Source organism: Mycobacterium sp. IDUB_39, assembly GCF_055419205.1.
The window spans coordinates 572,748-585,765 of the sequence record NZ_JBVAXF010000001.1 but is presented as its reverse complement, the minus strand read 5'-3'; the positions used below and the strand labels follow the sequence as shown (position 1 = coordinate 585,765).

Genomic DNA, 13,018 nt, shown 5'->3' with positions numbered 1-13,018 from the left:
CTTCTCCAGTGGCGTACCCCAGGCATCGGCCCCGACGGCTGCGCACCACTCCGGCGATGCGTCGCCTGGTGGCGCAAACATCGCTGGAGCCAAGGCATTTGGTTCTCCCGATGTTCGTCGCTGACGGCATCGATGAACCACGCCCGATTGCGTCGATGCCCGGTGTCGTGCAACACACCCGCGACTCCCTGCGTCGTGCCGCCGCAGAAGCGGTGGCCGCAGGAGTCGGTGGGCTGATGCTGTTCGGGGTGCCCCGCGAAGAGGACAAGGATGCGGCGGGATCGGTGGGCTCTGCGCCCGACGGCATTCTGAACGTCGCACTCGCTGACCTCGCCGCCGATCTTGGTGACGCGACGGTGCTCATGGCGGACACCTGCCTCGATGAGTTCACCGACCACGGGCACTGTGGTGTGTTGGACGACTCGGGGCGGGTCGACAACGACGCCACCAATGATCGGTACGTCGAACTTGCTGTCGCGCAAGCGAATTCAGGTGCCCACGTGGTGGGGCCCAGCGGCATGATGGACGGCCAGGTCGCGGCCATCAGGGACGGCCTGGACGCCGCGGGGCACACCGACGTCGTGATCCTGGCGTACGCCGCGAAGTTCTCATCAGGTTTCTACGGCCCGTTCCGCGAGGCGGTGGGCTCGAGCCTGCACGGCGACCGGCGCACCTACCAGCAGGACGCGGGTAATGCCCGCGAGGCGCTGCACGAGATCGAACTGGACATCGCCGAGGGCGCCGACATCGTGATGGTGAAGCCGGCCATGGCCTACCTGGATCTGGTGCGCGCGGCGGCCGAGGTGTCGCCGGTGCCAGTCGCCGCCTACCAGGTATCGGGTGAGTACTCGATGATCAGCGCCGCTGCCGCCAACGGGTGGATCGACCTGCCCACCGTCGCATTGGAGACGTTGGTCGGCATCCGGCGCGCGGGAGCCGACATCGTGCTGTCCTACTGGGCGGTCGACGCCGCCGGCTGGCTGGCGTGACCGAACCGAACGACTCGGCCGAAGCCCCACTCGGGGAGCGGCCAGATGACGTGGCGACGGGCTTCTGGCTCTGGCTCGTTGCGTTGCCGCTGCTGGTGACCGCATACGTCGTGGACCTCGTCGCCGTGTCCGTCGACGCGTGGTTCGTCACCGCTTTCGCCGGCTTCTTCGTGGTGGTGATCGCCGCGGTGGCGCTGACCTTCATGCTGCTGATGCGCCAGGGTTACGCGTGGGCGCGGACGTTGCTCAGCGGCGGTGGCGCCGCGTCGGTGGTGTACGTGATCGGAAACCTGTTCACGGTGGACCGTCCGCCGGCGGCCGCACTGCTGTACGCGGCCTGCGCGATAGTCGGCTCGGTGCTGATCATCGGCGGTATCTACCTGCTGCACCGCAAGGACGCTCAGGCCTTCTTCACCCGTTAGGCTGGCCCGATATGTCCGCTACGCCGCCGAATCCGTCGACCCGGCCCCGAATCGTCGACATCGCGTTCTGGTGCTGGGTCTCCGGCGCGGTCCTGACTGCCGCGCTCGGGATGCTGACGCTGAGCCAGGGCGGGCATCCGTTCATCTACGCCGCCGGCGGGTTGTTGATCGCCGCAGGCCTCGGGCAGGGCTATCTCGCCGGTCGGGCGCGCAGGCGTGAGGGCAAGTTCGCGGGTGCAGCCGTTGGCCTGGCGATGGCATCGGTTGCGTTTCTGGCGCTGCTGCTGCTGTTCGGCGCGGGCGCCGTGGTCATCTGCATCGTCGCCGTCACTATGGCTCTGCTGATCACCGGTTCGGTGCTCGTGCAGCGTGGGGTGGCGCAGGAATGGTTCGAAGGAGCATCTTGAACACCGAGTCCCAGCCGTCCGTGGCGGCCCCCGATGTTCTCTTTCGTGAACCCGGCGCGACCTGGTGGTGGGTGGCGGCCGGGCCCGTGTCGGGTGTGGCGATGCTGCTGATCCAGGTCTGGACCGGCTACGGCATCGACTTTCTGGTGCCCATCGTGTTCCTCCTGCTGGTGACCGGATTCCTGTCCATCCAGGTGAAGGCTGCGCGCATTCACACCTCAGTCGAGCTGACAGCCGAGTATCTGCGGCAAGGCGCCGAGACGATCCGCATCAGTGAGATCGTCAGGATCTATCCGGAGCCCTCGGGCCAGGAGACCGAGAAGTGGCAGTCTGCGCGGGCGCTCGGCGAGCTGACCGGGGTGCCGCGGGGGCGTACCGGTATCGGCTTGAAGATGACGAATGGCCGCACCGCGCAGGCCTGGGCGCGCAAGCATCGCGCGCTGCGGGCGGCGCTGAGCGCGCTGGTCATCGAGAACACGCCATGAGGGCTGGTATCCGCGCGGTGCTGGAGCTGATTCTGGCCGCCGCCGCGGGCGCAGCGGGTGTGTACTTCTGGGTGGCGGCGCGGACCACCGAGATGGCCCCGCCGGTGTTGCCCAATGAGCCGTCGCAGGTCACGGCTGTTTACTACCCGCCATTGATAGTGCTGTCCCTGCTGCTCGTCACGGTCGCCGGGGTGTTCGTCGTGATCGGCGTCGCCCGGCTTCGTGGCAGTGAGTGAGCCTGCTCACACCACCTTTGGTACAAAGTGCGATTTCTGTAACACTGTTCCCATGACAGAACTCGCCGAGAACGCGCAACAGGCGGACGCCCTTCCACTTGGCCCCGAATCCCTGGTCTGGCGGTACTTCGGGGACAACCGGATGTACCTGATCGGCCCTCGTCCCGCCGTCCTGCAGAACATGCTCGCCGAACTCGGCCAGGGCGTCCTGGATCACTCGGTGTTCTTCTCCGACACCGCCGCGCGGATCAAGCGCTCGCTCCCGCCGATCTACCGGACCGTCTACGGCAGCGACGACGCCAACGAGGGCATGCGGGTGCGCGACTTCCACCGCGATATCAAGGGCGATATGCCCGCCGGCCCGGATGGGTCCGTCGAGCGGTATCACGCCCTGGATCCGGAGACCTACTTCTGGGCGCACGCGACGTTCGTCGAGCAGGTCCTGTACTTCGCGGACACCTTCGTCAAACGTCTCACCGAGGCCGAGAGGGAACAGATCTACCTCGAGTCCAAGACCTGGTACCGCCGCTACGGCGTCAGCGACCGGCCGATGCCGGCAACCTATGCCGACTTCGAGAGGTACTGGGACCGGATGATGGACGAGATCCTGGTGCCCCACCAGACGGCGAAGTACGGCGTCGGCTATGTCACCAAGGGATTCCCGCGGCCGAAGGGTGTCTCCGAGCTGACGTGGCGGCTGGTGTCGCCGCTGTTCAACCCGGCGGCCGCCTTCATCACCACCGGCGGTATGCCGCCGCGCGCCCGGGACATGCTCGGGCTGCCCTGGAGTGACCGCAAGGAGAAGGCGTATCAGGGGTTCGCGGCGCTATGGCGGTCACAACCGGTGAACTGGTTGTGGGATCGTCTACCTATGACGGTGCGCTACAACAAGTTCGCGCAAGAGGGCTATGGCCGGGTCTGACGCGTCCACCGAGGCAATCCTCGATGCTGCGCTCGCCGAGTTCGAACGGCACGGCTACCGCCGCGTCGCACTCGATGACGTCGCGCGACGGGCAGGAGTCAGTCGCACCACGATCTACCGGCGCTTCGCCAACCGTGACGAACTGGTCGGCGCGGTGGTCGAACGCGAGAATGTGGCACTGTTCGCTGATATCGCCGACGAGTTGAACCGCGCAAAGCCGCGGACCAGCTACTACGTCGAGGCGTTCACATGGTCGATCCTGGCGTTCCGCCGCCATCGGGTGCTCAACCAGATGATCACCGATGAACCCGCGCTGGTGCTCGAGCTGGCCCACCGGCACTGGCCCGCCGCGATCGAGCGGATGGGCGAGGCGCTGCGGGTGATCTTCCCGCCGGGCTTCGCCGATCGTATCGGTCCCGACGTCGTCGACGACTTGGCCGACACCATCCTGCGGTATGCGGCGTCGTTGCTGCTGCTGCCCAGTGCGCAGCCGCTCGAGGCGGCCGAGGACATCCGCGCGTACGCCACCCGGCACTTCCTGCCGAGCCTGCCCGCGGCGCTCCGAGCGGTACCGGTCTAGCTCGCCCTGTTTCGTGTCCCGCACATTCGGGCAGCCAGGGATATGTCCAATGACGAGCGTGCGGCCAACGAAGACCAGCGCATCACAGAGAAGCCTGAAGTCACCGAAGAGCACCATGACCGGGCCAAGAAGATGATGGACGCCTACGACGATCAGCGCCCCACCATCACGCTGCCCGGAAGCGGTGGCACGGTCGCGGGTACCGCGGTCAACGAATGGGTCGACGACGACGGTAACCCCAAGTACGGCGACGTGGAAAAAGGCGGCGCACAGGACGACTCCTAGGCCTGCTGGCGCAACTAAGGTGGGTCGGTGTGACGCCACTGCAACAGATCGCACCCGCCTTCGTCGATATGGCCCACTCCATCGTGTGGGCCTCGGTGGCGACGGTCGACCGCGACGGCAGGCCCCGCAGCCGAATTCTGCACCCGATCTGGGAGTGGGACGGCACCGATCTGGTGGGCTGGATCGCCACCGTGCCGACACCGCTCAAGCACGCGCACCTACACGCCCACCCCGAGGTGTCGCTGAGCTACTGGACGACTAGCCACGACACCTGCAGTGCGGAGTGCACGGCCCAGTTCTACGTCGACGATGAGACGTGTAAAGCGGTGTGGGACAAGTTCGCCAACGCTCCCGAACCCGTCGGCTACGACCCGCGCATCATCCCGATGTGGAGCGATGGCCCGACGTCGGAGGAGTTCGCGGTGCTGAGGCTGCATCCATACCGGCTGCGGGTGATGGCGGGCACGGTGATGACGAAGGGTCAGGGCGCGCCGCTGTTGTGGCACGAGGCCTGACGCAGGGCCGGCGGCAGCAAACCGTACCGTACAGTACGCCATGAAGGCAGGCGGAGGAGCGGTATGGTCAACCGGAACGACAGTAGGAACAAGTGGCTCGACGCCGGACTGAGTGTCCTGGCGGCTGAGGGCGCGGCCGGGGTGCGCATCGACCGAATTGCGGCGCGGCTCAAGCTCTCGAAGGGTTCCTTCCATCACCACTTCGACGGCGCGGACGCCTACAAGCGGGAGTTGCTCGCACACTTCGAGGCGATCTCCATCGACGCACTGGAGCGAGCCGTCGACGAGGTCGACCCGCCAGCGGATGCCCGTGCGGTCCTGGCCCGGCTGACACACCTCGTCGCACCGGCCGAGGGTGGCATCTACCAGCCTGAACTCGAGGTTGCCGTGCGCGCGTGGTCGACCTGGGATCCCGAGGTCCGGGCTGTGCAGGGGCGTATCGACAAGGCTCGCCTCGCTGTGTTGCAGCGCGTCTGGCGGCCCGCCGTCGCCGACAATGACGAGGCGCGGGTGGCGGCGCTGCTGCCCTACCTGATGGCCATCGGGGCCGCGGCCATCGTGCCGCCGATTGCGCCCGACGAACTCCAGCGGGTTTACGACATCCTGCTGCCACTGGTCCCTGAAATCCCCCAGTGACGGGGTAGTGCCGTCTCCAAGCCCCTTGGCTTCAGTCAAAACAGACTGTACGGTATGGTTTGTTTTGGTTGATGAGTGAAAGGGCGGTTCCATGACTGCGCTACCCGATCCGCAATGGCCGATCATCGCGCTGGCCCTCGTCCAGTTGGTGGACGGGATCATGTGCATCAAGCCGGTTCCGTACATCGTCGGGTGCTTGGAGGGTGTCAAGTTGCCGCGGCGCCACTGGTGGCTGCTGTCGCCGGTCAAGTTCGCCGCGACAGCGGGGCTCATTGCGGGCCTGTGGATTCCCTATCTCGGAGCAGTGACGTGCGCGGCGCTTGTCGTGTACTTCGTGTGCGCCATCGCCGCGCACATCATCGCCCGGGACTTCAGTTCCAAACTATTCGTCAACGCGACGGGAATGCTGCTCGTCTGCGTCGCCACAGCGCTCTACTGCTTCGTCCTGTGAGGCCTGCGATCGGTGTCCGGAGCCTCAGTGGCCCACCATCTTCAGGCCCGTGACACACGCGACCACGCCAAGCATCAACAGCACCTTGACCAGTGATGCCGTCTCGCTGCCGGTCAGCATCGCGTATGCGACGGTCAGCACCGCGCCGATGCCAACCCATATCGCGTAGCTGGTACCCACCGGCAGATCACGCATCGCGATCGCCAGCCCGCCCATCGAAAAGAACAGGGCCACACCGAAAACCACGGATGGTCCGAGCCTGGTGAAGCCCTCGGACCTGCCCAGTGCCGTCGCCCAGACTGCTTCCAGAACACCCGACGCCAAGAGAATGAGCCAGGACATCACACACCTCCAACACAACCGTCTTGTCGCTGGCCGGGTACGGTGTGGCTCGTCCGGTGTCATGTGATGACCATCCGAGCATAGCAACGTCTGAGCCTCGGCCAGGTGTGACTTTGGCAACCACGCCAGCCCGCCGATGAATGCCGTTGTTGCAGTGCGATATCAGTGCTGCAGGGGACCATCCGCCTCAAGTTCGGTGCGCAGTTGGTCGTAGGTGGGTGCCAGCGCCCTCAGGGTTGCGGCGACTCTCGCGTTGTCACCAACCATCATTGGGTGCTGAAGTGATCCGACCAGTCGGGATTGGCTGGCGAGAGTGGCTGCGGCTCGGGAGTGCTCAGCGTGAGTCATTGATGGTCGCGCCGCGTGAACGTGACCTGGTTGACCCCGTCGAGCCGGCCGGTGCCGATCGGCTTGACGTCGACAGCAGGCTGGTCGAATTGTTCGTGCTCGAATGGTGTTTGGCGGAGATCGCTGAGTACACCCAATGGTTCTCCAGTCCGCACACCGGGAACGCAGATGACCACACCGCGCTACAAGGGCTCCATGAGGAGCTGGCGGGTCTCTGCGAAATCTGAACAACTGCCGTCCCGCAGTACGCGATAGTCCCGCTCGAGGCCCTCTGAACAGCGATCAGAATGATCACACGCCGACGCTAGCCCGCTTTCGCATGCCAGAACCGCAGTCCGCGCGTCGTCAGATTTCCCCTCATCTGGGGGACGACGTGGGAGTTTTCCGGGCCTAGCGTCGTTGCCATGAGTCACAGCAGAGATCTGAATGGTGCGGCAATGACGGAAAATGACGCTGTCTGGTCGCGGCCGGCCGCGATGGCGATCCCGGAGGAAGGCTATTTCGAACTCAAGCGGGGGCGGTACGGCCCCGTCTATCCCCGCACGCCCGCATGTTATGGCTTCAACATCATCGCCAAAGTGCTCGAAGGCCATGGGCAGGCAATCCGCGACTACGGCAAGCAGCTCGAGGCGGCAGTCGCCGCGCAACCTGACGTGCTCGCCCCACTGAAGCTGCACTACCTGCGCTGGCAGCTGTTCGACGTCGGATCCGGTCTGCACTTCCAGTACCAGGGGATCTTCGACACCGACTTCGACAAGTACACCGAGGATGCCGTCAAGCTGTTCAGCTCGACCGGGATCACGACGGCGTTCACCCACCTGGAGGGCTTCCCGGAGGACTGGAAGACCAATCCCGAGGCCTTCATCATGTTCGTTCGCGACCACCAGGTGCCCAGCTTCCTGGAGTATGGCGAGTACCCGTACGTCACGTCTGAGGAGGTCAAGAAGGCGTTGCGGCTCAAGTCCGCGTTCTCCGACATGTTGGACCAGATGCAATGACCGATCTCGAATTCGACGATATCCAGCACATCATGCTGACCGGGACGCCCCACCTGACCGGTCGGTATGAGTTCCTGTCGTTCGAGACCCCCGAAGCGGGGCGAGCCTGGTTGGCCGAGATGGTTCCGCTCGTGCAGTCGGCCACCGATGTCCGCGAGACGGTCAACGTCTTCAAGCGGTGGGTCAACCTGGCCTTCACCTGGACCGGACTGCGCGCCCTGGGGCTGGATGACGAGTCGCTGGCGACGTTCCCCGACGAGTTCCGGGAGGGGATGGCGTCCCGGGCCGACATCCTCGGGGACACCGGTGCTGCCGCACCCGAACACTGGGTCGGCGGGCTCGCGGATGACGATCTGCACGCCATCGTCATTCTGTTCGCCCGGGACGAGGAGGAACGCGTGCGGTGCGTCGGCGAACACGATGCCCTGCTGGCCCGCTGCCCCGGCGTGCGGTCACTGTCACATCTGGATCTGGCCGCCACCGCGCCGTTCGAGTACGACCACGATCACTTCGGGTACCGCGATCCGGTGTCTCAACCGCAGATGAAGGGTTCCGGGGAGGTGCTGATACCCGGCTCGGGCGGGGCGCTCGAACCGGGCGAGTTCATCCTCGGCTATCCGGACGAGGAGGGAATCGTCGCGGATCAGCCCACACCAGAGGTGCTTTCGCGCAACGGCAGCTACCTGGCGTACCGCCGGCTGGAGGAACATGTCGGGGTCTTCCGCGACCACCTGAGGCAGAACGCCGAGGGCGACGAGAGTGAGGAGCTACTGGCCGCCAAATTCATGGGCCGTTGGCGCAGCGGTGCACCGCTGGTACTGGCACCCGAACACGACGATCCGGAGCTGGGCGCGGATCCGATGCGTAACAACGATTTCGACTACGGCGAGATGGATCCGCACGGCTACGCCTGCCCGCTCGGCGCCCATGCCCGCCGGCTCAACCCGCGCGATACCGATCCGAATCCGAATCGGCGCAGGCTGATTCGGCGCAGCGGCACCTACGGACCGGCACTGCCCGAGGGCGTCGCCGACGACGGGGTCGAGCGCGGTGTCGGGATGTTCCTGATCTGCGCCAGCCTGGTGCGGCAGTTCGAGTTCGTCCAGAACGTCTGGATCAACGACACATCGTTCAAAGAGCTCGGCAACGAACACGACCCCATCTGCGGCACCCAGGACGGCACGCTGGACTTCACGATCCCCAAGCGGCCGATCCGAAAGGTGCACAAGGGGTTGCCCGCATTCACCACGCTGCGCGGTGGGGCGTACTTCTTCCTGCCCGGCCTGAACGCGCTGCGCTACCTGACCACAATCGGAACGAAGGAGACACCATGACCACCAAGCCATTCGCCCGCACCTACAACCAGGCGCACATCGCGCGGCCGCACAACGGCAAACGACGCGTCAGCATCTACTGGTCGTGGAGCTACCCCTGGGAGGCCCAGCGCGACCCGGCGGAGCTGTACAACCGGTTCTCCACGGTCACCGAGGTGCGACTCGCGACGTGGCCGGCCTACGAGACGCCCGAGTACAGCCCCAAGGAGTTCCTGCAGGGCGTCGACGGAACGTTGGAACTGTTCCACCGCTCGTCCTTGGCTTTTCAGGATGTCGCCGGTGAAGCGACCGGGCATCCGGTGGCGGTGTTTCAGCGGGTCGATCAGGCCGGGTACCGGCTACCGATCGATGAGCGCATCCTGGACGACACCGACACCCTGATGATCTTCGGCCTCGACCACCTGCTCGGCGACGAGGCCGCCACTGAAGAGGAGATCGCCGCGATCCAACAGTGGTTGAAGCGCGAGGGCACCTGCCTGATGCTGGCACCGCACCATGACGTCGGGTTCACCGACGACAAAGAGCAGCAGCAGATGGAGTACCTGCACCACCGCGATCCACTGACGCCGCGGATCCAGCGCTTCAGCGGCTATGCCCGGTCGCTGTTGACCGGACTGAACATCCCGGTGCACAACACCTGGGGCCTGCGTCCGGCCACGGTCGAGGGCACCAAACAGATTGTGCCGCTCACGCGATTCCACGATCTGGATTCCGCCGGCCTGCTGCGGGACGTCACGACGCTGGCCCTGCATCCACACCTGCCGCACTATGAGCTGACCGCGCCCGAGGGCCCGGACCTGCGGGTGCTGGGTCGCCAGTTGATCGACCAGACCCGGCCGCATCCGTTCACGTTGGCAGGCAACACCGAGTTCAACGCAATGATCCACATGCCGCCGTCCGGTGACCGCGCCGGCGACATCGTGTTGGTCGACTCAACCCATTTCACGACACTATTCGGTGCCAGTGACAGCCTGAAGTCCTTCTGGCGCAACCTTGTAACGATGGCGTAATGGGGGGAGGATTGAACGATCTCCTGCTGCGAGGTTCGAGTGTCGCCGTCGTCTTCTTCGTCGTATCGAGCACCCTGGCGGTCGGTCTGGGTTTGACCGTCAGTCAGATCCTGGCCCCGCTCAAGAACATTCGACTGGTCGCGCTGGCCCTCGCGGCAAACTTCGTGCTGGCGCCGCTGGCCGCGTTCGGGCTGTGGCAGGTGTTCGATCTGGACGATCCGCTCGGGATCGGGCTGTTGTTGTGCGGGCTCGCGGCCGGCGCGCCGTTCTTGATCAAGCTCGCCGAGTTCGCGAAGGCCGATGTGGCCTTCGCAGTGGGCTTGATGGTGCTATTGATGGTGGTCACCGTGGGCTATGTGCCGCTGATCCTGCCGATCTTCGTCTCGGGCGCGGAGGTCAACCCGGCCCAGATCGCTACGTCTCTCGTGGTGTTGATGCTCATCCCGCTCGCCGCGGGTCTGCTGCTGCGGGCCCGCGGTCCCGGTGTGGCCATCCGACTCCAGCCCGTGATCGCGAAGGTGTCCACCGTCAGCATGATTCTCGTGATCGTGTTCACGATCTCCGCCCATTTCAACAGCGTGCTATCGGTTTTCGGCACATTCGGCATCCTGGCGGCCATCGTGTACACAGTGATCTGCGCCGGAATCGGTTGGCTCATGGGCGGTCCCGGGACACGGGAGGTGCTGGCGCTGGGGACCGCTCAGCGCAACGCCGCAGCGGCGTTCGTGGTGGCCGGGCAGAACTTCGATGATCCAAAGGTCGTCGTGATGATCACCGTGGTGTTGATCGCCGAGTTCCTGATGCTGTTGCCATTCGCTCGGATGATCGCTAGGAGTCGCTGAGCAGGCCGAGACGCCTGGCCTCGGCCACCGCAGCCGCGCGCGAGGAGACGGCGAGCTTGCGGTAGATCGACTTGGTCTGGCTCTTGACGGTCTCACGGCCGAGAGTCAACTCCCCGGCGATCCGCTGTAGCGACAGGTGAGTCGCCAGGTGGGGCAACAATCGCAGCTCTGCGGCAGTCAGGGACGGCCGTCGTCCACGTGCGGCCCGCGCGGCAGACAGCGCGCGGATATGGTCCAGCCGGTGTCCCACACCAATGGCGTCGGGTTCGCGCCGGTGCGCGCGCTCCGCGGCGTCGAGGTGACGCTCGCAGAGTTCGGTGTCGTCGACATCCACGGCGGCACCGGCCACCAGCACATGCCCCAGCAGTGCGGTGCGGGCCGACAGATCGCCCAGTCGGTCGAGGAGCCGCTCGGTCGCGCGTACGGCTGCCCTCGCCCCCGGTATGTCACCGCGTCGCGCACGAATCAGGCTGTCGACGGCATAGACCACGACCATCGGGACGTCGTCGGACAGGTCCCGCGCGTCGGCAATCGCGCGTGCGGTGCTGCTGTGCTCGGCAGCCGCGGTGAGGTCGCCGTCGTCGAGGTCGAGCAGTGCCAGATGTGCCAGTGCGGCGGCGTGAAACCCTGGCAGGTCGTCGATCACCGGCAGGACCGACTCCAGCAGCGTCCGCGCCTGTGCCGGTTCGCCCAGCATCGACAACGCAGCACCCTTCATGGTGGTGGCCGCGCCCCACCATGGGTTGACCAGGTGGTCGCCCGCATCGCGCACGGTGTCGGCATGACGAATGACCTCCAGCACGCCACCGACCCCGACCAGCGAGCCGATCAGCGCCGCTGCCACCTCCACCGACGGCGTCCCATCGGCGAGCGGTTCGCCGTGGTCGGCCGCGCTCGCCATCAACAGCGACCGCTGGATCAGGTCGGCGTCACCGGTGGTCACCCCCAGCCAGGCCCTCGCGATGGCGGCGTCGGGGTACTCGGTGAACGTCTGCTCATCGATCAGGCTGAGTCGCCGGGCCAGGATGCCCGCGCGACCGTCGAAACCCAGTCGAACCGCGTCACCGCCCACCAGAGCCGCCATGCGCGCCCCGTCCGCAGCCGCCAGTGCCTGCACTAGCGCCGCGTCGATGTCACCTCCGCGCGCCAGCCGGTCGGCGGCCCTGATCGCCAGACTCCGATACCTGGCTGGATCCCGATCGCGGAGTCGCGCGCGCAGCAGGTCGCCGAACAGCTGGTGATAGCGGTACCAGATACCCTGCGCGTCAAGGGAAACCAGAAACAGATTGCCCGAATGGGTGATCGCGTCGAGCATCGCGGCGGAATCGTTGCGCCCCAGCACGGCATTCAGCTCGGCCGCGCAGAATCGGTCGAGCACCGCCGACTCTACGAGGAACGTCGCGGTCCCGGGGTCGAGGTGATTGAGCACCTCCTCGATCAGGTATCCGGCCACCAATCGGTGGCGACCGGTGAGCGCATCGGCGGTTGCGCCGTCTCGTAGCGCCAGAGCGGCCATGACAACACCGGCGGCCCAGCCCTCGCACTTGTCGAGCACCTTGGCCACGGTGGTCTTGTCGATGGTGCCGCCGATCGCGGCGAATGCCGCCGCGCCTTCCGGACCGGACAGCTTCAGCTCCGGGACTCCGATTTCGACGACGCCGCCCTGCAGTCGACGCCGCGCCAAGTCGAGTGACGGCACGTGACGGCCGACGAGCACCAGGGTCGCCGAGGTGGGGGCCACCTCCACCAGCGCCCGCAGCGCGTCGACGCTGGCCGCCACCAGCTCGTGGACGTCGTCGAGCACCAGCACCATCGGCCCGCACTCCTCGAGCGCGGCCACGAATGCGGGTACCAGCTGTGTCTCTGCGGATCGGCCTGCACCGCGCAGGTAATCGAGGACCACAGGGTCGACCCGGCGGACCTGGTCCACCGCGGTGGCCAGGTGCAACAGCAGGTGCGCGGGATCGTTGTCGAGGTGATCGAGACGCACCCAGGCGAAGGGACGATCGTCGATGTCGTCCCACTGTGCCACCGAGGTGGTCTTCCCGTACCCTGCCGGCGCGGTCACCACGACCAGCCCGTCGTGGGCCTCGGCCAGCGTCCGGGTCACCGCCGGTCGTGCAATCACGGTGTCGGGCACCCTCGGTCGCCCGAAGGTGGTCACCGGAATGTGCGCCTGCCAGCCCACCGCTACCACCTGCGCATCGTAGGCCCTC

At 66.1% G+C, this 13,018-nt stretch carries 18 protein-coding genes and 1 riboswitch; of the genes, 16 read left to right on the top strand and 2 right to left on the bottom strand.

Features of this window, described 5'->3' with window-relative positions; genetic code table 11:
* The first annotated feature begins 56 nt into the window (after positions 1-56).
* The 11 genes from hemB (at position 57) to ACZY0X_RS02785 (ending at position 5,928) form a co-directional block, all read left to right on the top strand.
* Positions 57-989, top strand: coding sequence for a porphobilinogen synthase (gene hemB, locus ACZY0X_RS02835; RefSeq protein ID WP_463768742.1), 933 nt, complete (start codon positions 57-59; stop codon positions 987-989).
* Positions 986-1,411 carry a hypothetical protein gene (locus tag ACZY0X_RS02830; RefSeq protein WP_463768074.1) on the top strand — a complete coding sequence of 142 codons (426 nt, stop codon included), beginning with the start codon at positions 986-988 and terminating at the stop codon, positions 1,409-1,411. Before hemB ends, ACZY0X_RS02830 begins: the two co-directional genes overlap by 4 nt.
* Before the next feature lie 11 nt (positions 1,412-1,422).
* The gene (locus ACZY0X_RS02825; protein WP_463768072.1) at positions 1,423-1,818 is read left to right on the top strand and encodes a hypothetical protein; all 396 of its coding nucleotides are present in this window, start codon (positions 1,423-1,425) and stop codon (positions 1,816-1,818) included.
* On the top strand, positions 1,815-2,303 hold the full coding sequence (locus tag ACZY0X_RS02820; protein WP_463768071.1) for a DUF3093 domain-containing protein: 489 nt from the start codon (positions 1,815-1,817) through the stop codon (positions 2,301-2,303). Before ACZY0X_RS02825 ends, ACZY0X_RS02820 begins: the two co-directional genes overlap by 4 nt.
* On the top strand, positions 2,300-2,539 hold the full coding sequence (locus tag ACZY0X_RS02815; protein ID WP_463768070.1) for a hypothetical protein: 240 nt from the start codon (positions 2,300-2,302) through the stop codon (positions 2,537-2,539). The genes ACZY0X_RS02820 and ACZY0X_RS02815 overlap by 4 nt, the downstream gene beginning before the upstream one ends.
* A gap of 52 nt (positions 2,540-2,591) precedes the next feature.
* Positions 2,592-3,461, top strand: coding sequence for an oxygenase MpaB family protein (locus ACZY0X_RS02810; RefSeq protein ID WP_463768068.1), 870 nt, complete (start codon positions 2,592-2,594; stop codon positions 3,459-3,461).
* Positions 3,448-4,041 carry a TetR/AcrR family transcriptional regulator gene (locus ACZY0X_RS02805; protein WP_463768067.1) on the top strand — a complete coding sequence of 198 codons (594 nt, stop codon included), beginning with the start codon at positions 3,448-3,450 and terminating at the stop codon, positions 4,039-4,041. The genes ACZY0X_RS02810 and ACZY0X_RS02805 overlap by 14 nt, the downstream gene beginning before the upstream one ends.
* A gap of 42 nt (positions 4,042-4,083) precedes the next feature.
* Positions 4,084-4,326, top strand: coding sequence for a hypothetical protein (locus tag ACZY0X_RS02800; protein ID WP_463768066.1), 243 nt, complete (start codon positions 4,084-4,086; stop codon positions 4,324-4,326).
* Positions 4,327-4,355: 29 nt separating this feature from the next.
* On the top strand, positions 4,356-4,841 hold the full coding sequence (locus ACZY0X_RS02795) for a pyridoxamine 5'-phosphate oxidase family protein (RefSeq protein WP_463768065.1): 486 nt from the start codon (positions 4,356-4,358) through the stop codon (positions 4,839-4,841).
* Positions 4,842-4,904: 63 nt separating this feature from the next.
* The gene (locus ACZY0X_RS02790) at positions 4,905-5,477 is read left to right on the top strand and encodes a TetR/AcrR family transcriptional regulator (RefSeq protein WP_463768064.1); all 573 of its coding nucleotides are present in this window, start codon (positions 4,905-4,907) and stop codon (positions 5,475-5,477) included.
* 91 nt (positions 5,478-5,568) lie between these two features.
* On the top strand, positions 5,569-5,928 hold the full coding sequence (locus ACZY0X_RS02785; RefSeq protein ID WP_463768063.1) for a DoxX family protein: 360 nt from the start codon (positions 5,569-5,571) through the stop codon (positions 5,926-5,928).
* A gap of 24 nt (positions 5,929-5,952) precedes the next feature.
* On the opposite strand, the gene ACZY0X_RS02780 is transcribed toward ACZY0X_RS02785, so the two are convergent.
* Entirely contained in the window at positions 5,953-6,270 is a 318-nt protein-coding gene (locus tag ACZY0X_RS02780; RefSeq protein WP_463768062.1) for a DMT family transporter, read from the bottom strand.
* An 11-nt stretch (positions 6,271-6,281) separates the two neighbouring features.
* A riboswitch (guanidine-III (ykkC-III) riboswitch) is annotated at positions 6,282-6,346 on the bottom strand.
* Between the two features lie 274 nt (positions 6,347-6,620).
* Here ACZY0X_RS02780 and ACZY0X_RS02775 point away from each other — a divergent pair.
* From ACZY0X_RS02775 to ACZY0X_RS02755, 5 genes are all read left to right on the top strand, one after another.
* Positions 6,621-6,845 (top strand): hypothetical protein, encoded by a 225-nt coding sequence (locus ACZY0X_RS02775; RefSeq protein ID WP_463768061.1) that lies wholly within the window; start codon positions 6,621-6,623, stop codon positions 6,843-6,845.
* A gap of 210 nt (positions 6,846-7,055) precedes the next feature.
* On the top strand, positions 7,056-7,616 hold the full coding sequence (locus ACZY0X_RS02770; protein ID WP_463768060.1) for a hypothetical protein: 561 nt from the start codon (positions 7,056-7,058) through the stop codon (positions 7,614-7,616).
* Positions 7,613-8,950 carry a Dyp-type peroxidase gene (locus ACZY0X_RS02765; RefSeq protein ID WP_463768059.1) on the top strand — a complete coding sequence of 446 codons (1,338 nt, stop codon included), beginning with the start codon at positions 7,613-7,615 and terminating at the stop codon, positions 8,948-8,950. The genes ACZY0X_RS02770 and ACZY0X_RS02765 overlap by 4 nt, the downstream gene beginning before the upstream one ends.
* Positions 8,947-9,960, top strand: a complete 1,014-nt coding sequence (locus ACZY0X_RS02760; protein ID WP_463768057.1) for a hypothetical protein — start codon at positions 8,947-8,949, stop codon at positions 9,958-9,960. Before ACZY0X_RS02765 ends, ACZY0X_RS02760 begins: the two co-directional genes overlap by 4 nt.
* Positions 9,960-10,802, top strand: a complete 843-nt coding sequence (locus ACZY0X_RS02755; protein ID WP_463768056.1) for a bile acid:sodium symporter family protein — start codon at positions 9,960-9,962, stop codon at positions 10,800-10,802. Before ACZY0X_RS02760 ends, ACZY0X_RS02755 begins: the two co-directional genes overlap by 1 nt.
* Here the strand turns inward: ACZY0X_RS02755 and ACZY0X_RS02750 are convergent.
* The gene (locus tag ACZY0X_RS02750; RefSeq protein WP_463768055.1) at positions 10,789-12,999 is read right to left on the bottom strand and encodes an AAA family ATPase; all 2,211 of its coding nucleotides are present in this window, start codon (positions 12,997-12,999) and stop codon (positions 10,789-10,791) included. The genes ACZY0X_RS02755 and ACZY0X_RS02750 overlap by 14 nt on opposite strands.
* Positions 13,000-13,018: the final 19 nt, after the last annotated feature.